The 23,400-nt window shown below is 41.3% G+C and carries 21 protein-coding genes; 3 read left to right on the top strand and 18 right to left on the bottom strand.

The window, feature by feature from the left end:
• Positions 1-19: 19 nt before the first annotated feature.
• Positions 20-3,220, top strand: a complete 3,201-nt coding sequence (locus tag EAE90_RS08410; protein WP_214053121.1) for a non-ribosomal peptide synthetase — start codon at positions 20-22, stop codon at positions 3,218-3,220.
• A gap of 51 nt (positions 3,221-3,271) precedes the next feature.
• A complete protein-coding gene (locus tag EAE90_RS08405) occupies positions 3,272-3,631 on the top strand; it encodes a nuclear transport factor 2 family protein (RefSeq protein ID WP_036775771.1) in 360 nt (119 codons plus the stop codon).
• 136 nt (positions 3,632-3,767) lie between these two features.
• Here the strand turns inward: EAE90_RS08405 and EAE90_RS08400 are convergent, their stop codons facing one another.
• The 18 genes from EAE90_RS08400 to cspE all read right to left on the bottom strand — a co-directional run bounded on the left by EAE90_RS08400 (position 3,768) and on the right by cspE (position 22,351).
• A complete protein-coding gene (locus EAE90_RS08400; protein WP_214053120.1) occupies positions 3,768-3,926 on the bottom strand; it encodes a hypothetical protein in 159 nt (52 codons plus the stop codon).
• A 64-nt stretch (positions 3,927-3,990) separates the two neighbouring features.
• Positions 3,991-4,776: a class I SAM-dependent methyltransferase gene (locus tag EAE90_RS08395; RefSeq protein ID WP_214053119.1), complete on the bottom strand. Its 786-nt coding sequence runs from the start codon at positions 4,774-4,776 to the stop codon at positions 3,991-3,993.
• Between the two features lies 1 nt (position 4,777).
• Positions 4,778-5,233: a 3-isopropylmalate dehydratase small subunit gene (locus EAE90_RS08390; RefSeq protein ID WP_214053118.1), complete on the bottom strand. Its 456-nt coding sequence runs from the start codon at positions 5,231-5,233 to the stop codon at positions 4,778-4,780.
• On the bottom strand, positions 5,170-5,370 hold the full coding sequence (locus EAE90_RS08385; RefSeq protein WP_246550514.1) for a hypothetical protein: 201 nt from the start codon (positions 5,368-5,370) through the stop codon (positions 5,170-5,172). Before EAE90_RS08385 ends, EAE90_RS08390 begins: the two co-directional genes overlap by 64 nt.
• A 115-nt stretch (positions 5,371-5,485) precedes the next feature.
• On the bottom strand, positions 5,486-6,136 hold the full coding sequence (gene cheZ / locus EAE90_RS08380) for a protein phosphatase CheZ (protein WP_036775773.1): 651 nt from the start codon (positions 6,134-6,136) through the stop codon (positions 5,486-5,488).
• A gap of 9 nt (positions 6,137-6,145) precedes the next feature.
• Positions 6,146-6,535 (bottom strand): chemotaxis response regulator CheY, encoded by a 390-nt coding sequence (gene cheY / locus EAE90_RS08375; RefSeq protein ID WP_036775774.1) that lies wholly within the window; start codon positions 6,533-6,535, stop codon positions 6,146-6,148.
• Between the two features lie 69 nt (positions 6,536-6,604).
• Positions 6,605-7,657 (bottom strand): protein-glutamate methylesterase/protein-glutamine glutaminase, encoded by a 1,053-nt coding sequence (locus EAE90_RS08370; protein ID WP_214053117.1) that lies wholly within the window; start codon positions 7,655-7,657, stop codon positions 6,605-6,607.
• Positions 7,650-8,540: a protein-glutamate O-methyltransferase CheR gene (gene cheR / locus EAE90_RS08365; RefSeq protein ID WP_214053116.1), complete on the bottom strand. Its 891-nt coding sequence runs from the start codon at positions 8,538-8,540 to the stop codon at positions 7,650-7,652. The genes EAE90_RS08370 and cheR overlap by 8 nt, the downstream gene beginning before the upstream one ends.
• Positions 8,541-8,546: 6 nt before the next feature.
• Positions 8,547-10,181, bottom strand: a complete 1,635-nt coding sequence (locus EAE90_RS08360) for a methyl-accepting chemotaxis protein (protein WP_214053115.1) — start codon at positions 10,179-10,181, stop codon at positions 8,547-8,549.
• A gap of 53 nt (positions 10,182-10,234) precedes the next feature.
• Positions 10,235-11,938 (bottom strand): methyl-accepting chemotaxis protein, encoded by a 1,704-nt coding sequence (locus tag EAE90_RS08355; RefSeq protein ID WP_214053114.1) that lies wholly within the window; start codon positions 11,936-11,938, stop codon positions 10,235-10,237.
• A 167-nt stretch (positions 11,939-12,105) separates the two neighbouring features.
• Entirely contained in the window at positions 12,106-12,603 is a 498-nt protein-coding gene (gene cheW, locus EAE90_RS08350) for a chemotaxis protein CheW (protein ID WP_049582065.1), read from the bottom strand.
• A 60-nt stretch (positions 12,604-12,663) separates the two neighbouring features.
• Positions 12,664-14,691: a chemotaxis protein CheA gene (gene cheA / locus EAE90_RS08345; RefSeq protein WP_214053113.1), complete on the bottom strand. Its 2,028-nt coding sequence runs from the start codon at positions 14,689-14,691 to the stop codon at positions 12,664-12,666.
• A 15-nt stretch (positions 14,692-14,706) separates the two neighbouring features.
• Positions 14,707-15,690: a flagellar motor protein MotB gene (gene motB / locus EAE90_RS08340; RefSeq protein WP_214053112.1), complete on the bottom strand. Its 984-nt coding sequence runs from the start codon at positions 15,688-15,690 to the stop codon at positions 14,707-14,709.
• Positions 15,687-16,574 carry a flagellar motor stator protein MotA gene (motA, locus tag EAE90_RS08335; protein WP_036807312.1) on the bottom strand — a complete coding sequence of 296 codons (888 nt, stop codon included), beginning with the start codon at positions 16,572-16,574 and terminating at the stop codon, positions 15,687-15,689. Before motA ends, motB begins: the two co-directional genes overlap by 4 nt.
• Positions 16,575-16,709: 135 nt before the next feature.
• On the bottom strand, positions 16,710-17,291 hold the full coding sequence (gene flhC / locus EAE90_RS08330; protein WP_036807309.1) for a flagellar transcriptional regulator FlhC: 582 nt from the start codon (positions 17,289-17,291) through the stop codon (positions 16,710-16,712).
• A gap of 3 nt (positions 17,292-17,294) precedes the next feature.
• Complete coding sequence (gene flhD, locus EAE90_RS08325; RefSeq protein WP_036775787.1) at positions 17,295-17,645, bottom strand: flagellar transcriptional regulator FlhD; 351 nt, start codon at positions 17,643-17,645, stop codon at positions 17,295-17,297.
• Between the two features lie 3,341 nt (positions 17,646-20,986).
• On the bottom strand, positions 20,987-21,685 hold the full coding sequence (locus EAE90_RS08320; RefSeq protein WP_065390664.1) for an MgtC family protein: 699 nt from the start codon (positions 21,683-21,685) through the stop codon (positions 20,987-20,989).
• 453 nt (positions 21,686-22,138) lie between these two features.
• Entirely contained in the window at positions 22,139-22,351 is a 213-nt protein-coding gene (gene cspE, locus EAE90_RS08315; protein ID WP_010847246.1) for a transcription antiterminator/RNA stability regulator CspE, read from the bottom strand.
• Positions 22,352-22,834: 483 nt separating this feature from the next.
• Between cspE and EAE90_RS08310 the strand changes: the two genes are divergently transcribed.
• A complete protein-coding gene (locus EAE90_RS08310; protein ID WP_214053111.1) occupies positions 22,835-23,338 on the top strand; it encodes a YlaC family protein in 504 nt (167 codons plus the stop codon).
• Positions 23,339-23,400: the final 62 nt, after the last annotated feature.

Genomic DNA, 23,400 nt, shown 5'->3' with positions numbered 1-23,400 from the left:
AGCCTGTTGAGGATTAATTATGAAACAATATCAAGGAACCTATTACCCCCTGACCGCAGCACAGCAGGAAATTTGGCTGGCTGAACAATTAAATGTAAGCGCAGGAATTTATAACACAGGTTGTTATATTGATATTTCAGGCGCTATCGATATTGAGACACTTAACACGGCATTGTCTCAGTTGATAGATGAAGCTGAGTGTTTACGAGTGGTGGTTGTACAGCACCCACAAGGACCACAGCAACAGATCGTTACTAATCTGCAATGGAGCTGCCCACTTATTGATCTATCTAACCATGTGGATGCATTAACAGAAGCTGAAATCTGGATGAAGGCTGAATTGGTGCGGCCGATGGACTTAACACAGGGGCCATTGTTTGGTTTTGCGCTGCTAAAAATCAGTGATGAACACTACTTTTTGTTTATTCGTGTCCATCATTTGGCGAGTGATGCTTTTGGTACTACGTTGCTGATTCAACGGCTTGCTGAACTGTATACCCAGAAATTTACTGGCGCTGATGAGCTGAAAAATCCTTTTGGACCTCTGAGCGATCTGTTGGCTTTTGATGAAGAATACCGCCGCTCGGAAAATTTTCAACATGACCGCCAGTGGTGGTTACAGTATATGGCTGGCCGAAGTGAGCCACAGAGCCTTGCCGTGGGGGCGAAACCCGGTCAGTTTGCCGACCTGGGTTCATTCAGTTGCACCCAATGTGAAATCCCGGCCAAGGTCAATGATATTCTGCGTACTCTGAGCGAAGAGAGTGGAAGTAGTATGGCGCAAATTATTGTTGCTATCGTTGCTTCCTGGATTTCTCGTATGACCGATAAGCAGGATATTACTTTAGGTATGCCAGTCACTGCGCGTTCAGGGCGTGCGTTACGTAGTATTCCAGGTATGATATCCAATGTATTACCTCTGCGCCTGACAATAGATCCCGCTCATTCCATAGGCGACATTAGTAAGCAGGTCAGCCAGGAAATCCGCCAGTTGCTCAAACATCAGCAGTATCGCTCTGAAGATATCTATCGTGATTTACAACGAAATGGTTCTGCTCCCCGCTTGTTTGCGCAGAATATTAATGTGATGCTGTTCAACAGCAATGTGAGCTTTGCGGGTAATTTTGGGCGTACCAAAAATTTGTCCAGTGGTCCAGTAGAAGACCTCTCTGTGACCATTTATTATCATGACGAAAGCGGCAATTTGCGGTTTACGCTCGATACCAATGATAACCTCTACACTCCCCACGATATTAACCTGCAAAAATCTCTTTTTCAGCATTTCATCACTGAATTGCTGGCGGATATATCACGCCCCATTGGTGAACTGACATTGCCAGATTGGCACATAGGAGACAGCCTATTACCTGTACGGCGCACAGAATCAAATAATGAGGAAACACTGACCTCACGCTTTGAACAACAAGCAATTGCAATGCCGGATAATGTGGCGCTGACTTATCAACAAGAGAATGTGAATTATACAGTATTGAACCAACGTGCTAACCAACTGGCACGCTATCTGGTGTCTCAACAAATAGGCCCGGAACAGCGTGTTATGGTCTGCTTACCACGTTCTATTGAGATGATGGTGGCACTGCTGGCCATCATTAAGGCTGGTGCTGCTTACGTGCCAGTTGAAGCGGATTATCCGCAAAGTCGTCTTGATTTTATGATTGGCGATGCTGAACCCGCTTGTGTGATCACCATCAGTGAAATTGCGCAACGCCTGACAACCAATACCCCCATGTTATCGCTAGATGATCCCGAGTTGATCGCCCATCTGGAAATGCAGAGTGTTGCTGATCTGTCTGACAAAGAGCGCTTGCAACCGCTGATTTCAGCACATCCTGCTTATATCATTTACACCTCTGGCTCCACCGGTGTCCCCAAAGGCGTAGTAGTGACTCATCATAATGTGATGCGTTTACTACAAAGTACTCAACGCTGGTTTAATTTCTCTGAAACTGATTGTTGGACAATGTTTCACTCCTATGCTTTTGATTTTGCTGTCTGGGAGTGTTGGGGAGCGTTGTTGAATGGCGGAAGACTGGTGATTGTCCCTTGGGAAGTTAGTCGTTCACCTACAGATTTTTTGCAGCTTTTGGTTAGCGAAAAAGTGACGGTGTTAAATCAGACGCCTTCAGCGTTTCAGGCGCTGATCCATGCTGATCGCGAAGCCCCTAATCTTGGGCAGAGTTTGGCGCTGCGCATGGTGATTTTTGGCGGAGAAGCGCTGAATGCCCATATCCTAGAGGAGTGGTATCAAAGACACGATGATAACGCACCTCAATTGATCAACATGTATGGTATTACTGAAACCACTGTACATGTGACCTATTTCCCTCTTTCACGTGAAGTCATTGCGCAGCCTGCTTCAAGCCTTATTGGTGAACCTATTGATGATCTCAGTATTTATATTCTTGATGAGGATCAGTGCCCGGTTCCGATAGGTTTTGTAGGTGAGATATACGTGGGCGGCGCGGGAGTAGCACGTGGTTATCTGAATCGTCCTGAACTCACTGCTGAACGCTTTATAGCTGATCCTTTTGTCGGCACAGATGCACGCATGTATCGCACTGGTGACTTGGCAAGATTGCGTCGGGATGGGGTACTGGACTTCCTTGGCCGCACTGACGATCAGGTTAAAATCCGCGGATTTCGTATTGAATTGGGCGAAGTAGCGGCAGCACTGAATGCACACCCTGATATCGTACAATCCGAAGTCATTGTGCGTGAAGATGAAGGTCAACAGAAGCGGTTGGTGGGTTATGTCATTGCTCATCAAGGTATTACCCTTGAACCGCAGTCAATACGCTCCAGTCTAGCCACACGCTTGCCCGAAGCGATGATTCCAGCGGCTATAGTGCAACTTGATCACTTCCCGTTGACCATTAACGGAAAATTAGACCGAAAGGCGTTGCCGAAACCCATGTGGAACAGTGCGGCAGTCAATGAAAGTGGCTCCTCCAGCCCACAGGAACTCTCGCTTTGTCGACTATTTGCCGAATTATTGGGATTAGAAAATATCTCTCCAGAGGATAATTTCTTTGAGCTTGGCGGCGAATCTTTGGTTGCGATGCGGGTAATAGCAAGAGTGCGTAGTGACTTCGGCGTTGAAATAACGTTGCGCGATCTATTTAACGCACCGAAGGTCAGCCAACTGGTGCAAAGATTGAATGCTTTGCAGCAGGAAAATGAAGTAATCAGCCAGAGCTAAATTTTTAACGCGATTATGCTGGCAAATAAATAAAACAGAGGACAAAACATAATGAACCGAATAGATGAGTTAACCGCAGAACTTCTTAGCTCAATGAATCAGTATGACCTTAAACGACTGGATAATATTTTTTCCGAAGATATTTCACTTTATTATCCGGGTATTCCTCCAATGATAGGTAAAAAGATGTCGCTTATTTTTCTCAAGAAACTTTTCTCAAATTTTGAATATTTACATTTTAAGCAAACTGGTTTTATTGCTAATAATAACCAAGCTTGTGTTATTTGGGAAAATGAAGGACGTCGTAAAAATAGTGATATTTACAGCAATATGGGCGTGACATTAATCGAAATCATGGGCGATAAAATAACTCTCCTCAGCGATTACTTTAAATTTGAAGTACCTCATTAAGCAGGATATCGCTGTAATAAAAACTTGGTGCTTTTTGGATGTTGTATTTGGTTTAGATATTATCGCTACGCTCTTGTTTTATTAGTCAGCTTCCAAGGAGAAGGTGAAACGGTGGCTATAATAAGCTGTTTCACCTTTAGTAATAGTTGCCATATGTAACGACATGGATGGCAACAACCTGATTACCATATTTAGCAATTTTCCAATAAATTAACTTCTCCATAATACTGACAAGCGTTTCATTCAGTGCTGTCGGCATAAAATCAACCACAAATGGCAGATAAACGTCTTGCAAAGTGCCAATATTCCCTTGATATTTTCCTCAGTTGGTATAAAGAAGCTGATCGCGATTTCTGACATTATTCATTTCCAGAATTAACCTGCTTAACAACCATAAACAGTTGGCTTTCATATAAAATTGCCAATTTTCCCTCAAATTGATATTTATCCACCAGCATTTTTAATCTTCCGATAAATAACTCACCGTGGGCAGCTAAAGCACGTTGCACTTGAGTCGATGAACGACTCATCCCGATAAATGCTTCTCCGGGAATAGGCATACTCCAGCAGGTATTGAGTGTAATATGGAGGGCATTTTCATGCAGGAATGCAGTATTCAATTCCTGCGCATAATCAAAATCCCGATAGTGACGGCTATAGTTAGGGCTTAATTCCTCCAGCAGATTTTCATACTCACTCAAGAATTCACTATGTCGGTAATCTCGGTTATTTTGCAGGATCGCTATGATGCCATTATCTGCCAGACTGTTTCTGACCAGATTTAATACCGTTGTCCGACCCATCCATTGAAAAGATTGTGCTGCCATGACCAGAGCGGGATTACCCACATTGGCGAGATGCTGTTCAGCGCTGCCATGTAACCAACTGACCCACGGCAATTTCTGTTTACCGGTGTCGATCATATCCTGCGAAATATCAATGGCAGTGTAGTGGTGTTGCTGACCAAGCAGATTTGCCAGCCCTTCGAGAGCAATGCCGGTTCCGGCACCAATATCGACAACAGACAATACCCTGTCTTTAGGCAGCCAATGGCAAATTTCACGGAAAAGTGCCTGCGGGTAACGAGGGCGGTAGCGATCATAATCTTTAGCCAAACCATCAAATTTTTCTTTATGCTGTGTCATATTATCCTCTGCTACTTCTCTTTGGCTGATGTGGTTTCGGGCGATTGATTAAAAATGTAATTGAGTCATTCACCTGCGCGGACACCATCCAACATTTGTTCGGATGGTGAATAAAAACCCGCCTGAAAGAGGGAACAGCAACCATAGGTATACCTACAGCTAATAAAGTACTCACCGCCTGTTCCTTTGAACTGCCAATATCAAAAATACCATTACAGACAATGACATCTCCGGGTTGAAGTGTAGAGACAAACTCAGGAAACCGGTTTTCAAACAGATGAAGAACCAGTTGAGCTGGCTCAGTGTACATGTGTTTATAACGTGTAGGAATTGCTGCTACTTCCGCAATATCTTCTAATAGGCTGTTGGTGCAACTACCGATAAGAACATAATCTATCTTCTGCCCTGACAGCGTTTCCTGCGGCACCGCCTGAGCAAGGGAATGTGGCAGTGACACTGCAAATCAATAGCTGATGCCTGACGAACAGCAGAAACCCGCTGTGCATATCGCTGACTATTCAGAATGCCTATCGTGTCTGAAAGACGTAGACGGTCGGCACCAACCAGCTCGACGGTAGCCGCATATTCTTGCAAAAAACTGATTTCTGTCTAACCGGCATCTTCGGCACTGATTGAGACAAAAGCACCGGTCAACACTTTCCGAGAAATCTTTAATCTTGAGTGGCAGGTTCACCCCTGCCACGTTTATTCAGAAACCTAAGCTATCCAGTAAATCATCAACTTGAGCCTGATTAGCGATAACGCCCACACCATTTTGATTCACCTGCGGGCCATTTAGCAAACTGTCAGTCTCTTTCTTGGTTTTTATCACCTGATCAGCCGGCATGTTTTCCATTAATACCATCACCAACTGTTTTTCTATTTCCTGAATAACATCCATCATCCGCTTGATAACCTGACCGGTAAGATCCTGAAAATCTTGCGCCATCATGATCTCCAGCAATTGAGCGTTAGTGAATGCGGTATGTTCAGGTACCGTATTGAGGTAATTCCGGGTATCCATAACCAACGAGCGTGCCACAGGCATCTCAACTGGGTTTTCAAACCACTCATCCCAACGTTTTTTCAGTGATATTGCCGATGACTCTAACTCATTCTGACGAGGTTGCGCCGCTTCAACGCAATTAAGCGCCCTTTCCGCCGCTTGCGCTGTCATCTGCACAACATAGTCCAAACGTTCCCTTGCATCAGGTATTGCCTCAGCCGCCTGAGCAATAGTTTTATCCAATCCCAACTCACGTAAACTATCACGCAACATGCGCGTAAGCTGACCGATACGACTGATAATTTCACTGGCGCTAATGGTCTCATCCCTTGGCATGACTGGATTTACACTCATTATGTCTCCTTAGAGGCCCAGTTTTTCAAATATTTTATTGAGCTTTTCTTCCAGAGTAGCTGCGGTAAAAGGTTTAACAACGTAACCACTGGCCCCAGCTTGTGCGGCAGCAATGATATTTTCTTTCTTCGCTTCTGCTGTCACCATCAAAACCGGTATCTTAGCCAATTGTGCATCTTCTCGAATGACTTTTAGCAACTCTAAACCATCCATATTGGGCATATTCCAATCAGAAATAATAAAGTCAAATTGGGATGAACGAATTTTAGCCAGAGCTTCAGCCCCATCTTGAGCTTCTTCTACATTATTAAAGCCCAATTCTTTTAAAAGGTTACGAACAATGCGACGCATGGTTGAAAAATCATCAACCACCAAAAATTTCAGATCCTTATTCGCCATAAAAACTCCTTGAAATTAGTTACCAGTCAGCACAGAGCCGCTAAAAAAATTAAATTTATCCGACAACCGTTAAATACGGACAGCCTGCCCTAAGCTTATTTTTGCCAGCATTTTCTTACTTATTTTGTGTATGTCCATCACCTCATCCACCGCCCCCATCTGTATCGCGGCTCTTGGCATACCAAATACCACACAACTTGCCTCATCCTGCGCCAATGTGTACGCTCCAGCTTGTTTCATCTCCAGTAAACCTGCTGCGCCATCACTGCCCATGCCAGTCAGCAACACACCGACAGCATTTCTCCCGGCAAATTTAGCCACCGATCGAAATAACACATCTACAGACGGACGATGACGATTAACCGCCGGTGCATCGGTAATCAGAACCTGATAATCAGCGCCATTACGGCACAGTTCCATATGGCGATCACCCGGAGCAATGTAGGCGTGCCCCGGTAAAATCCGTTCACCATTTTCAGCCTCTTTGACGGTAATTTGGCTAAGTTTATTCAGCCGTTCAGCAAAAGAACGAGTAAAACCGGGTGGCATATGTTGAGTAATGAGCAGTGCCGGGCTGGTGACAGGTAACGGTTGCAACAAATTCTTTATTGCTTCCGTTCCGCCAGTAGAAGCCCCTACTGCTATCAGTTTTTCACTGGATAACAAAGGTTTAAAACTTAATGGAGCAGAACTTATCGGCGTAGTTATTGGCACAGACAGTTTAGCCTGTGCTGCTGTCCGTATTTTCTCCGCAATAAGTTCACTGTAAGCCAGCATGCCTTCACGAATACCCAATTGAGGTTTGGTTACAAAATCAACAGCACCAAGTTCCAATGCCCTTAATGTGATTTCAGAGCCTTTGGCTGTCAGAGAAGAGATCATCACCACCGGCATTGGCCGTAAACGCATTAATTTTTCTAGAAAATCAATGCCATCCATACGCGGCATTTCAACATCCAGTGTGAGTACCTGCGGGTTATGCTTTTTAATCAGATCACGTGCCACCAGTGGATCTGGCGCACAAGCCACTACCTCCATATCTGGGTGGCTATTGATGATCTCTCGCATGATTTGACGCATCAGCGCTGAATCATCGACACAAAGAACAGTTATTTTATTCATGACCTCTCCTTGCCCGGCCTACACCGTAAACGGTCTGTCCTTGCAAGTAGAATTCCCGGCTTATTTGAGTGACATTTTCAGAATGCCCTGCAAAGAGCAATCCATCGGGTTTTAACAAAGCAACAAAATGACGCAGTATCCGTTCCTGCGTCTTTTTATCAAAATAAATCATAACATTACGGCAAAAGATGGCATCAAACTTCTCTTCAAACGGCCAATTAGGATCTAACAGGTTTAGATGCTGGAATGTCACCATGTCAGCCAATTGGGGCCGGACACGAGCATAACCTTCATAAGAGCCAATACCTTTAAAAAAGTAACGCTTTCTCTGTTGATCGGTCAGTTGACGCAATTCATCCAATCGATAAACCCCTTTGCGGGCTTTTTCCAGTACATGGGTATCAATATCACTGGCAATAACTTTTACCCGATGAAAACGCTCCCCCAATACATCGCTTAGCGTCATGGCAATCGAATAGGGCTCTTCTCCTGTCGATGCCGCCGCACTCCATACCCGATACGATCCATTCTTCTTACTTGCATGTTTAGCTAACAGAGGAAAATGATGAGCTTCCCTGAAAAAAGCCGTCAGGTTAGTTGTCAACGCATTGACAAATTCCTGCCACTCCTCACTATTCATGTCATTTTCAAGAATGAACAGGTATTGCCCAAAATCACGTATTCCAAGGGTACGCAAACGCCGAATTAAACGGTTGTAAACCATCTCCCGTTTATGTGCAGCCAACACAATACCCGCACGTTGATATATAAGCTGGCAGATACGCTTAAAATGCGCATCTGACATGGTATAACGCTGAATCATGTGATTCAGTGGCGAAGACGGCAAACTACTTGTCGCTGAAACAACTAAATTTGATTTCATCTGGCCTCAGCGAGTCTGACTGACTGCCCCTTCGCTATCCGCAGACCTCAGCGTCAGTGAAAGTTCATTTTCAAGCTTATTTTCTGAATTATCTGGTAACTCAAACTGTGCCACTATTTGCACCAAAATATCTGCCTGGTCTTCAAGTGCCGCCGCTGCCGCGGCTGACTGTTCAACCAATGCAGCGTTCTGCTGAGTAACCTGATCCATCTGTGTAACAGCTTGTGCTACCTGATGAATACCCCGACTTTGTTCATCAGATGCCGCTGCAATTTCAGCCATCAGATCCGTAACCTGGTTTACAGAAACGACCAATTCATTCATGGTTTTTCCTGCATGACTAACCAATTCGGAACCTTGGCTTACCCGTTGAACGGATTCACTAATTAATGTTTTAATCTCTTTCGCTGCTTCGGCACTTCGCTGAGCAAGATCCCTCACTTCGCCAGCAACAACAGAGAAACCTCGGCCTTGTTCGCCTGCTCGTGCAGCTTCTACTGCCGCATTCAGCGCCAGAATGTTGGTCTGAAATGCAATACCATCAATAACGCTGATAATGGCGCTGATTTTCTGTGAGCTATTGGCAATGGCATCCATTGTTTCCACCACATCAACTGTCAATTCACCTCCTTTAGAGGCTGTTTTCGATGCAGATACCGCCAATTCACTAGCCTGGCGAGCATTTTCCGCATTCTGACGCACAGTTGCAGTCAGTTGTTCCATACTGGCGGCCGTTTCTTCTAGTGATGCAGCTTGCTCTTCCGTGCGGGAAGAGAGATCGGTATTACCCTGACTAATTTCCTGAATACCGCTATACATCAAATTAGTATTCTCTTTTACCAAAGTAATGGAATTAACCAGTGAGCGTTGCATTTCACGTAATTTGAAGAATACTTCACCAATTTCATCTTGGGTGAAAACAGAAACTTCTTTATTGAGTTTTCCTTCCGCAACATTCTGGAAGTGACTACGCATATTGGCAAAAGGTCTGAGAAGATTCTTTTTCAACCACCAATGAGCCGCCCAAGCAACAACCAGTACCATTAAGATCGCACCTGCAAACATGGCAACTGAAATTCGGTAATAAAGACGACCATCTTGAACAGCGGTTGTAATCTCCTCTCCGATATACTGCATATAATGATTGAAATCGGACTCAAGTTGCTGCTGATACTTTTCTGTCGGCTGGTTTAAGAATGCATCATAATTACCACTTTCTAAAAACACCGAGAGCTCTCTAAGCGCTCCGATATATTCTTTATAACTGGTTTCTACCGAGGCCAATAATACGCTACTACCATCCTCTTCATTTAATTTAGGTAGCGCAATAAACTCGGCAAAATGCATCTCAGCTCTATCCAAGGTCTCCTTAACATTAGCGATCATGCTCTCAATGTGAGCTTCAGATTGTTGCAGCGTTTTCCCTACAGCGATTCGATTTAGTGTATTACGCGATTGCAGCAAAGCTGCCCAGCTCAACCCTAAGGAATCCCTCTTCTGTGTTCCCAGATCAATTCGTTCAATATAGGATTGATCTGCGTGAATGATTCCAAGTGATAAACCACTTGAGATCATCTGCATTACACAAAACATCATCAGTAACAGATATAAACTGGTTGATATACGAAGCCTGCCTAACATGTAATCACCTCTGTTAACGGCTGCATATGCAGCCGCAGTTATCGCTTAATGTTTTAAAATGTTTCCCAATTAGCTTGTTCTTCCACATTGTTGACTTTCTTCAACGCCGGTGGATTCGGTTTAGCGGGAGGAGTCTTAGCCACAGGCAAATGCTCAATTTTCATTTCGGGTTGAGATTTATCGTCAAGATTCGGTAATTGGAACAGAGAAACCAGTTTCTTCAATCCAGCCGCTTGATCTTCCAGTGCAGCCGCTGCTGTAGCGGATTGCTCAACTAAAGCAGCATTTTGTTGTGTTACACGATCCATTTCGGAGATAGCCAAGCCAACCTGGGTAATCCCTCTGCTTTGTTCATCAGATGCAGATGCAATTTCACCCATAATGTCAGTTACGCGAGTGACTGAACTGACAATGTTATTCATTGTTTCACCGGCGCTCTCAACCAAGACTGAACCGGTATCCGCGCGGCTTACTGAATCTTCTATTAATGTTTTGATCTCTTTTGCCGCCTCAGCGCTACGCTGTGCGAGGTTACGCACTTCGCCTGCCACAACCGCAAAACCTCGCCCATGTTCACCGGCCCGCGCCGCTTCCACGGCGGCATTCAGCGCCAAGATGTTAGTCTGGAACGCAATAGCATCAATAACACTGGTAATATCGGAAATCTTCTGAGAACTGCCGGCAATTTCACGCATGGTCTGTACAACATTCGCCACAACTTTCCCACCCTGGCGGGCAACGTCAGAAGCACTATCAGCCAGGTTACTTGCCTGACGAGCATTTTCTGCGTTTTGACGTACAGTTGCGGTCAATTGCTCCATACTGGCGGCGGTTTCTTCCAAAGAAGCAACCTGTTCCTCAGTACGCGAGGAGAGATCATTATTCCCCGCGGCAATTTCACTGGTTCCGTTATAAATGCTTTCGCTGCTCTGACGAACACTAGTGACGGTAGTGATAAATTCTTTTTGCATATGTTTCAGGCCAACGGCTAAAGTACTCATCTCATTTCTGCCTGAAACAGTAATATTTTGTGTCAAATCACCGGTAGAAAGCGCCTTAATGTTCTCCAATAATTTGTTTAACGGATTAATCAGACTATGTTTGATGCTAACCCAACTAAAAATCATGGCTGAAACCAGAATCAGCATGATAATACCCAACATAATCATCGCATTTCTGTAGGAGATATTTGCATCAAATACAACATCAGAATAGAGATGATCGTTTTGGGTCAAATAGAAGTTATATTCTTCCTCAAAAGCACTCTGATATTTGCCCGTTGGCTGGTTGAAAAATTCTACCGTCCTATCATGTTCAATCAGAACAATGAGTTCATGCAGCGCCGAAATATAAACATCATAGGTTTTTTTAAGACGATTAAGACTTTCTGACTCATGAATAGGCAATTTAGCGGTTTGTTCATATTGTTCAAAGCGCTGTTCTGCTATAGACAAGTTACTTCTGGCATCAGTCAGTAACTGTTCTAATGTGTAGTAATTATCGACACCCTTGACGCCCTCATCTTTTTGCATCATGTAGCGAATGCCAGCACGATTCAAACTGTTACGAGCTTGTAACAAATTAACCCAAGTGTCATTTAAAAATGTCTGCTGTTCACGCATTTTATCCAGTATTTCTAGATTTTCTTTGTTACTTTTCAACTCATGGAAGAAAAGTCCTCCGGATATAAATTGCAAAGCACCAAATAATATGATGACCGCCATCAGTCCGGTCACTATTTTCATTCGGTTAAACATGTTTTCCCTTTTTACAATAGATCAGCATGGCTCTGTTATCGGCAGCACCAAAGGAAACTTTACTGGTTGAATAAAAGAAATTTGAATATTTTTCTGATCTGGACTTAACGGGGGAATATAGACAAAAGTGGCTGCCATCTGTCAATGATGGCAGTCACATTTAATGATCAGTTTTTAGCCACTGAATCTACCAGCGCCATCTCTTCACTATTAAGCAGTTTTTCGATATCCACTAAAATCAGCATGCGATCATCAAGTGAACCCAATCCGGTTAGATATTCAGTAGATAATGTTACTGCAAATTCAGGCGCCGGACAGATTTGCTCAGCTTTGAGCGATAAAACATCCGAAACACCATCAACTACAATACCAACCACCCGGTTTAACAGATTTAAAACAATAACAACGGTATTATCATTATAGGTAATCGTTTCCTGAGCAAATTTAATTCTCAGGTCAATAATAGGCACAATGACGCCACGCAGATTGGTTATCCCTTTAATGAATGCCGGAGTATTGGCAATACGAGTCACCTGATCATAGCCCCGGATCTCCTGTACTTTCAGTATTTCGATACCATATTCTTCATCACCTAGGGTAAAAACCAAATATCCTTCCCCGGCAGTTTCTCCTGACAATTTATTAAACGCTTCTATAGCCGACATGATCTTACCTTTTACTGTGAGATTGACGATTTTCTATGGGGACACTCCCCCATTCAGTGCTTATTTTTTAGCTTTGCTGAGTGCCAATTGGTCATGATTGAGTTGCTGCAAGGCAGAAACATCAATAATCAACGCCACACTGCCATCTCCCATAATTGTGGCAGCAGAGATCCCGGGTACTTTGCGATAGTTACTTTCGATATTTTTCACAACCACCTGATGCTGACCAACTAATTGATCAACCAGTAAGGCATAACGACGGCCGGCACTTTGTACAATCACAACAATCCCTTTTGTCGGATCTGTTTTTGCCTCAGGAATATCAAAAACTCGGTATAACTTAATCAGTGGCAAATATTCTCCTCTGACATGCAGTAATTTTTCATCGCCAGCCAGGGGATAAATATCTTCTTCCTGCGGTTGAAGAGAACTGACTACCGCACTCAATGGCAAAATAAACACTTCGTCATTCACTTTCACTGACATACCATCAAGGATTGCCAGTGTCAGAGGTAACAAAATCCTCGTCACAGTCCCTTTACCGGCCTGGAAGTTAATCTGGATTTGTCCGCCCATTTCCTGAATATTCCGCTTAACCACGTCCATCCCTACACCGCGGCCAGACACATCTGTTACCACTTCAGCAGTGGAAAACCCAGGAGCGAAAATCAACATAGCAACTTCTTCATTGCTCATATTTTCACTAACCGACAATCCTTGTGACATCGCTTTAGCCAGAATCTTTTCGCGATTTAACCCGGCACCGTCATCCACGACTTCAATACAGATATTTCCTCCCTGATGTTCAGCGGAAAGTGTCAGGTTGCCTGTTTCAGGTTTGCCCACAGCAAGCCGAGTTTCTGGTTCTTCAATACCATGATCCAGACTGTTACGGACTAGATGAGTCAGCGGATCAATAATGCGCTCGATTAAGCTCTTATCCAATTCAGTGGAACTGCCAACCAAAGTTAGATCCACTTTTTTATTCAGTTTGCTAGCCAGATCCCTGACTAAACGCGGGTAACGACTGAACACATATTCCATTGGCATCATACGGATAGACATCACAGATTCTTGCAAATCTCTGGAATTTCTCTGCAACTGAACCATGCAATTTAGCAAGTCACCATGTGAAGTCGGTTCAAGAGCGTTACAGTGCTGAGCCAACATAGATTGGGTAATAACCAATTCACCAACCAGGTTTATCAATTGATCAACCTTCTCAACCGCAACCCGAATACTGGAAGATTCTGCCCGTTGACGCGGCGATCCTGCCGGTGGTGCCGGCGCAGGGCGCCCGACAGGTGGCGCTGAACCATTTTCCGACGTGGTTGTTTTAACGACTTTAGCTGTATCTTTATTTTTAACTTTGCTTTTAGGCCCAACTACCGGCAAGAAAGTGATCTGTTCCGGTTCAATAACAAAACAGAGTACCGCGGTGATATCGTCCTCTGTGGCTGATGTTACCAATGATGCTTCAACGCTATCCCTAGTCTGTTCGGCATCATAAACCTCCCCCAGATTACTCAGTTCATCAAGCATCAGAGAAACTTCACGCTCTTTCAAACCAGAAAGGTGAACCCGAACTCTACCTTGCTGGTTTTCAGTCGCAGCAGGCTCCGATTTTAATTCCTGCTCAGATTCAGGCACCTCTGGCGTCACCGCATCTATGATAGACTCAGCCCCGCTTTCATTCTCTTCCTGTACTTCCAATGCAAGCTGGCGCAAAGTCTCACAGATGTAGGTAAACGCACTTTCATCCGGCTCCTGAGAACTTTTATAGGCATCCAACTGTTGCTGCATAATATCTTTCGCTTCTAAAAACAGGTTGATAATATCAGTCGTCAGACTCATTTCATCTCGTCTGGCGCTGTCCAGCAAATTTTCCAGAACATGCGTGGTTTGCTGTAGCTTGATAAAACCAAAAGTCGCAGCGCCACCTTTTATTGAGTGAGCACTACGAAAAATAGCGTTCAATTGCTCCTGATCTGGTTCATCAGGATCGAGCTGCAATAAATGCTGCTCCATATCCTCCAGCAATTCATCTGCTTCATCAAAAAAGGTCTGATAAAACGCGGTAATATCCATTGTTACTTTGTCACCTTAGTCGGTATCACGATTAGGTTCAGCATTTGGTGATGCTGGCTGAACTGACACTGTGATTTCATTGGACTGTTGTGTTGGCCTACTTTCAGCCGAATCCTTTCCAATCACCTCGTGAATTTCCTTACTATCATTAATAATCAAGGAATCGCTGCCGGTGTTTTGCTGTTCAATTCGCTCTTCCGCTTGTTTATTGAGCACTAAAATACTGATGCGACGGTTAACCGGTGCGCTGGCATCTTCCTGCTTCAAACGAACCGTTGAGGCCATGCCAACTACCCGCAATATTTTTCCTTCATCCAGCCCACCTATCAATAGCTCTCTCCTTGATGCATTCGCCCGATCTGCGGAGAGTTCCCAGTTACTGTAACCACGTTCACCATTGGCATATTTCAAGTCATCGGTATGACCGGATAGGCTGATTTTATTGGGAATATCGTTCAGAATTGGTGCAATAGCCCGTAAAATGTCACTCATGTAACTTTCAACTTTTGCACTGCCAACCATAAACATTGGCCGATTTTCCCGATCAATAATCTGGATACGCAGCCCTTCATCCATCATGTCAATTAATAAATGTGGACGTAATGCTTTAAGGCGAGGATCAGTAATGATCAATTGATCAAGTTGCTCACGCAGTCTATTTAATTTGCGGGCCTCATCATTAGCTTCAACGACTTCAACCTGACGCAGAATATCGCCCTCCTGATGAAGCACATCTTCCCCCCCTCCTGGAATAGGATTGGAGCTATCACTACTACGTTCTCCTTTATTGATCGCAACTTGCAACGGGGTACGGAAATATTCTGCAATTCGGGTCAGTTCTTGCGGGCTGGAAATTGCCAGCAGCCACATAACCAGAAAAAATGCCATCATGGCAGTCATGAAGTCAGCATAAGCAATCTTCCATGAACCACCATGATGTTTGATGCCATTTCTTTTACGTCTTTTTACCCTAATGACAGAGACGTTACGCGCCTTCATGCTTGTTCTTCAGTTTCTTGCTGGACAGGTGCTTTTACCCGGCGAACATGTTCTTCCAACTCAGTGAAAGAGGGACGATCTGTGAGGTATAGTGTCTTACGACCAAATTCAACAGCAATTTGCGGAGCATAACCATTCAGACTGGATAACAATGTCACTTTAATGCATTGCATCATTTTAATGTGTTCACCGCTGCGTTGACGTAGCAATGTTGCCAATGGAGAGATAAAACCATAGGCCAGCAAAATACCAAGGAATGTCCCAACCATCGCATGAGCAATCAGTACGCCAAGTTCTCCTGCCGGGCGATCTGCCGAACCCAGAGCATTAACCACCCCCATAACAGCAGCGACAATACCAAAAGCAGGGAGTGAATCTCCAACCATCGTCAAACTGGTTGCCGGGATCTCGCTTTCCTGTTCATAAGTTTCAATTTCTTCATCCATCAAAGCTTCAATTTCATGAGGATTCATATTGCCACTCACAATCAATCGCATGTAGTCAGTGATAAAATCCATCAAATGCTTATCCTTAAGCAAACGTGGATACTGAGTGAAAATATCACTTTGCTGAGGATGTTCGATATCTCGCTCTAATGCTAAAACACCATGCATGCGGGATTTTGCTAGCAACCGGAAAAGCAGCGCCATCAGATCCATATACATCACTTTGTTATATTTAGATCTACGCATTACCTTTGGCAAAACACGCAATGTTGCCTTAATCGCTTTTCCGTTGTTACCAACAATGAAAGCACCGATACCAGCACCAGTGATAATTAAAAATTCAGCGGGTTGATAAAGTGCGCCCAAATGACCACCTACAATCAGGTAACCACCGATTACCGCACCAAAAACTACGATATATCCTAAAAATACTAACACGCGATATCCTTTAGCTAAGTTGGTGAGCGGATGGGAAGTTGAACAGTCTGAATCCAGAATGGTTGTGGTTTCAATACAGGTTACAGGAGAAAAAATTCAAATCTGTAACCTGTAGGAATAATTTCCCATTTAAATTCACACTGCGTGCTGAGCAAGTCCATCCAGCAGTTGTGAATTAGTATCGGCAGATTGAGAGGAAAGTTTACGTTTTTTTACTGCGCGTGATGGCGGTTGGCAAAGGCTGCAAACAAAGCTATTCACAGGTTGATGAGCATGAGTAATAAAAGTTCCACCACAGGTACGGCACTGTGAAGGTTGCAACATGCCACTGTCGACAAAACGTACCAGAGTCCAGGCACGAGTCAACGCCAAAACCGGGGCGTCTCCTTCAACAGGAGGACATTGTTCAAGATAGAGTCGATACGCTTTAACAACAGCTTCTACACCTTCACAATAACCACTCTTGAGTAAAAAACGGTAGGCATTATAGAACATCGATGAATGAATATTCTGTTCCCACGTCATAAACCAATCTGTTGAAAAAGGCAGCATCCCTTTAGGCGGAGGGCTCCCCCTCAATTCTTTATAAAGCTTAATTAGTCGCCCTCTGCTCAATTGCGTTTCACTTTCAAGCATTTGTAACCGTGCCCCCAAAGTGATGAGTTCCATCGCCAACTGTATATCCTTAGCTTCTTGAACTATACTTTTCTCGGCCATCTCTTATGCTCTTTTTTTCACTGACGTATCGTCTTTCGAAGATAACTTCTGAAACAAATGAGTAGATAACAAAATGCCTGTATGTATTTGTTGTAAATCATCCACACGAGATTCCCTAGTAAGCTGCTGAATAGTTTCACTGTCTTCGAACCGGAAATTACAGACTAATTGATTAGTCTCAGCGAGCTTGACCAACTGAGGTAATGTCAATTCAGACAACGTATCAGCCATAGAATCACTAATACCTAAACGGAACATCGCTGATGCTTTTTCATGGTTAATTAATCGCTGAGCTAAAAGCAAATACGATAAATTTATGTCATAAATATGTTTGAGCAATTCAACCGTACTCATTTCTCTATCCCGTCCGATTACATTAAAAAATCAGTTAAGTGTTCGAAAAACCACTCGTGACAAAATTCCTAAAATAGCTTAGGGATTAATAATCTCTTACATAACTAAAATATACAGGCTTAGTCAGAGCAGTAACCATCTTTTGTATTACTTTTGATTCATCCAACTTCAAAAATATTACGGTAGTGAGCTACAAAAGTATTATTGCGTTACCTGATATAACATTTTTCATTGGCGATTAAGAATATTCTTAATACGGAACAACTTTACTCCTGAATCATCAACTTATACAACGGAAAGAGAGCGCAATTTTAAATACTATGTGACATAACTCACAAAAACAAGGGCTTTTAATATGCATTTAATCGATGAATTGCTCATTAACTATTCAAACAATTAAATAAAATCCGAATTCTCAATTTTAATAAGTTAAATTATCTAAATAAAAATATTAGATATATTTTTTGATTTTATACGATCTATTAAACTTATAAATTTAAAATAACGATAAAAAATCCTATCCTGAGTCAAACTAACACCAAAAAAGACAGTTTTATCCTTGAGTAACAAGTGTAAACAATAATCTTATTCTGAGATCCGGTATCGCCATTTGAACGATAAACCAGATTAATTTTATGTAAAATTTGGTTGCAAAAAAGATACTGGTATGATCACTTTTCGTTTAGATTTGTACTTTTTTTAACCAAAAGGCTTAACTAAAAATGCATACCACCACGTACAGATAACACTAACCATACAAAAATAGCATAAAATACAGTAAGATAATGAATAAAAAAACAACTATAACAACATCTTATTGATTGCATAACAATCAATATCCAGCATAGAGATGGCCAGAAAAATCGGTCTATTTCGACTCCTGACAACCCAAATAGCGACAAAAAACATTAGAAAAATTTATCAAAAATCATACCTCATAATATAATAATACGCAAAATCCTTCGATTGATTACTTTATCTTTTTCATCTTGAATCTTCGTGCTTCAAATTAACCATTAATTAAATTTACACATTATCAATATATATATTTTAAAAACATTAGGCATTTTAAACGGACTGAATGTAATTTATTACCCTTAAAATCTGCTTTAAAGCTCCATAAGAGATACAATTCCAACAATAAAGTTTTCAAATTACAAAAATATATAACCTTGCTAAATATTCATCATAAATTAAATTACCACCATTTATATAACACAAGAAATGGATAGTTTACGAATTAATATTTAAATAAAACACACACACCATTTCCGAACTCACATATTCTTATAATACAAACCAAATGAAATATTAAAAGTCATTTCTTCATCTTTCATTATTTCATGTAATATTTACGATCACCATCCCAAAAACATTATTTTCATATATAAAACATAGTTAATGACGTCATTAATGTATATCACAAACGTCATTTTTTTATATAATAATAGATAAAATAATTAACTATTCAGGAAAAAAATAATTAATTGACATTTATTACAAAAATAATTAATAGAAATAAAACCAATATCATTTTCAACCAAGGTAATGAAATTAATAATTACTAGTAACAGAAGTACCCTGATATTTCATGAAAAAATGGAGGAGAGAGGATTTTGATAAGAAATTTATTTAACCATATAAATAGTAGTGATAATTTTCCAAGTCATTATAATTATTCATTAAACATGACAGTTAATGCCACAACCGATTACAACCTAACCTAGTCACAGAAAATACTCTCAGAGTAAAGACACAAAACCCAATAGTTCATCAAACAAAAATGGAATATAGCTATCGAGAATCATTATCAATTATGTAATCAATAACACTGGAAATTTCCCTGTTTTTTGGACAAAACACATCCTTTATGCGAACAATATACGAACAAAAAATATTCGAGAAGATAACAATTCAATACACTAATCTGGCTGAAATAAAACTCGGCAATCAGAGTTTTTAACTAAAAAAACAACAAATATCAATATATATATCCACACAACCAAAAATGACACAAGCTAGCTCCTCCAACACTATAGAATATCCAATATTTTTAATACCTCATTTATAATGTTCTTCTCAGGAACTGTTTAATCCGTTTTAATCCCAATATAAAAAGCTAAGAAATATCATTCGTCAGATCTTGTACTAGTAAGTGAATATTTTTTACCAGAAAGAGTGGAATAAAAGCTCTGCTAATCAACATTGAAAAAACATTACCAAAGTTCAAACTTGCCGTTATATTCAAGCACTTGATAATACTCCCTCTCGCCCTCTTCTCTTAACTCTCCCTTCATTTAACCCCCTTAAGTTCTTACCAAGGCTGGTAATATCTATCGCTTTTTTGCACTATCTGTACCCTTGCTAACAAAAACTCCCACATCAGTGGATCTCAATACCATAGCATCATTAATGTTATCATCAAGAAGCCAACCGTATACCCGTTCTTTTGCAACACAAGATTTTTATGATGCGCAATTTAAATACCAATTTGATTTCATTTCTCAAGATTTCAGTAGCCATCAGTTCTGTTTGTTAGCATGCTAAAATAACTTTGAATCCTAACCCTAAACCACGACAAATCCTGACACTAATGTAGTGTTACCCTTGGTAAGAACTCTTGCTGCCACTCCACTCTCTCTTAATACAGAAATAACAGAGACTACATTCATCTCTACTAACTCAAGGAAAGTTAGTAACTCCTGTAATATCATCACCATAAAGATGACCCGCGTTTTTACTTTATCATCGGATAAATATCGAACTGTTAAATTAATGCTCTAAAATCTTGTCTGGTGATAACCATTAGCTACTTCCATTATTTTTTCACGACATTCTCCATCAAGCAGAATTATTATCTATTTTACTCTTATATAAGAACAAACTTAGATCATTTCTTCTACTTAGCCTTTGAAAGTAATTGATATTTTCATTGAAGATTCTGAACAGTAACGAGCAACTGATGGCAAACCAAATTAAATATCAACTCATCAATTTTTCTGTACCCGCGTATGATACCTATATTAGGTTTACCACAACTAAATTCTGATATGAGAATAGCAATGTTAACAATCAATCCAGCAACAATGACCAAGGCTAAAAATACCGCATCGAACGACTTTTACCTGGTGAAGCCATTAATCAACAATACCATTCAAAATTATTACTGGTAAAAGCAAATTTTTAATCAACCAAGCTTACTCCGTACCAAGATCGGTAAAACTACGCCTAACCTGGAAAACACACCATAGGCAACGCTTGTTTGTTTCTTATGACGAAACATCATTCGCCAATGGTGATTATTTATTAAGCTAATGATTACTGTTTTGTACAAAAGATTTTCAGATCGGTGGTTCAGAAGCAATTTTCCAGTTTATCGAGCTAACGCTCTTTTCCAGACTTATACGACAAACAATTGCTTCTATCTCTTTTTGCTCCGCCAGTGTTGCTAACACTTCAGCACGCACTTCAAATTTTCCAGGTTGAACCCTATCAGCGAAACTCAGTGATTGTAACCTCACAGCTACTCCATTGAGAGCCTGTAATACCAAAGTTCTCACCAGAATTTCGTCATCACTGTCACACACTATGTGAATTTTATAGCACTGTACCTGATCAATAGCCTGCTGCCTGGGTTGTAAATTAATACGTTGAGCCGCTTCACGTAACAATATATTTGCGCAAAGAATAATCGCGGTTGCTATCGCAGCTAGCCAATATTGCCCAAGACCACACAGCACACCAATTCCAGCCGAGCACCATAGGGTTGCTGCGGTATTTAATCCACGAATATTCATGCCTTCCCGCATAATGACACCAGCACCAAGGAAACCAATACCTGAAACAACTTGCGCAGCAATACGACCGGCACTATCGGGTGAAGTTGTTATTGAGCTGAGGATAAAAACTGCCGCACCAGTTGCAACTAATGCATTAGTTCTTAAACCTGCCATACGTTGGCGCCACTGGCGCTCAGCACCAATTAATGCACCAAAACACATTGCCGATAATAAATGAAAGACAAAAGGAGTTATTAACATGACATTCTCCATACAACCAAATGGATAAATAATCATGTGCATTTATTTTGCACACAGAAATGTATGCTGAATGTTTAATTCAGCCCTATTTTCTGCCCATACCAGGAGGTAACAAAGCGTAAATATATAACAGCATAATAAAAACCCAATATACTATCTTGGTTACTTGACTAAGTACCAGATGACGCTATTTTTTGAGTAAGTACAGCTCAGATATTTTGAGTGGTACTGCCCGCTTTATTTGGCAAGCAGCAAATCGGAAGGAAATGAACAGCTTACCGTTTTATTGTCTATTTAACTGAAAACTTTGACTGTCCAATGGCTATCTCTCCAATAAAATTTGCACGAAGTATAATCAGGAGTAATTAATAAGTAAAGAAAGATATGACTCTCAACCAAGAAAAAGCCCACCGCTATAGGAAATAGCGACGGGCTTGAAAATCATCCAAGCAATCAGATAGCGGTTACGTTTGCTGCTGCTGGACCTTTAGCACCATTTTCAATGGTGAATTCTACGTTCTGGCCTTCTGCCAAAGTTTTGAAACCGTTACCCTGAATGGCAGAGAAGTGAACGAATACGTCTTTGCTACCGTCAGCTGGGGTGATGAAACCGAAGCCTTTAGACTCGTTGAACCACTTCACTTGACCTTTCATTTTGTCAGACATTGTGACTTTCCTATATATCAAAAAAATTTTGCCACCATTGGGCATGTATTGGCCAGTTATATCAGCTATTACTTATGGAGGCACTAAGAAGGAAACGCGTCAACAAAGGCTATCTGAGGATAACACTTACACATAACTCATTAACTCAAGATGTCGTACATAAAGTAGGTCTGTTTATCAGGCCGGCTGCATTAACTCATGATAGAAAAGGAATATCAACCTTTTTATGCATTGGTGTTTTAAAAAAAATATTTATGCTCATTATTAAAGCAATAATTTAACAAACAGTGTCATTAGTTATAAATTTTTTTGATTTATTCAACCTTTATCTTAATGAAAGCACTAGAGTTAATCTCAGTCAATAACAGTTGGCAGATTAAAATAAAACAACTGATCTACGTAAGATCACCTTCCCCATGCTAACCTCAAGGACAAATAGTGATGAAAATATTTCATTTTTCCTTTGCTTAATCAGGTCAATATATGAATATTATTAAACAGATACTGATTCAAGATCTTGAACGAATCAACATTGAAGAACAACGTGATGGTAAACCTCGTTTTAACAGCCAGTTTATCAGTAACCACCCTTATCTTTGCTTGGCTATGCTTGTATCCTACCTGTTTCTCGCCGCACTTATCTGGTACGCCCCATATTTTAGTTTACTTTCACTGCTAGCTTTTACAGTACTCTTCATTATTATGTCAGCGGTTTTATTATTCGAAATCAAACCAGTGTATCGGTTTGATGATATCGGCGTACTTGATCTACGGGTATGTTACAACGGCGAATGGTTCGTCAGCGAAAAAATCTCAGATTGTGCAATCAAAGAGCTTTGTTCCCATCCCAATGTTCCATTAGCAATAAAAGATGAAATCAAACGTATTATACAAATGAAAGGTGAAATTCATTTTTATGATGTTTATATCATGACGTTTCCTGAACAATCACATATAGCAACATCGTTACTCATAGATAGCCGCTAATGAACAAAGGTACTCAATTTCAGTAAAATAGCACAATTATAAGCCAATGCGCTCATATGACA

Source organism: Photorhabdus caribbeanensis (assembly GCF_018448885.1).
Classification (GTDB): Bacteria; Pseudomonadota; Gammaproteobacteria; order Enterobacterales; family Enterobacteriaceae; genus Photorhabdus; species Photorhabdus caribbeanensis.
Note: the sequence above shows the minus strand (reverse complement) of the source record. Positions and strands in the feature narration are given on the sequence as shown.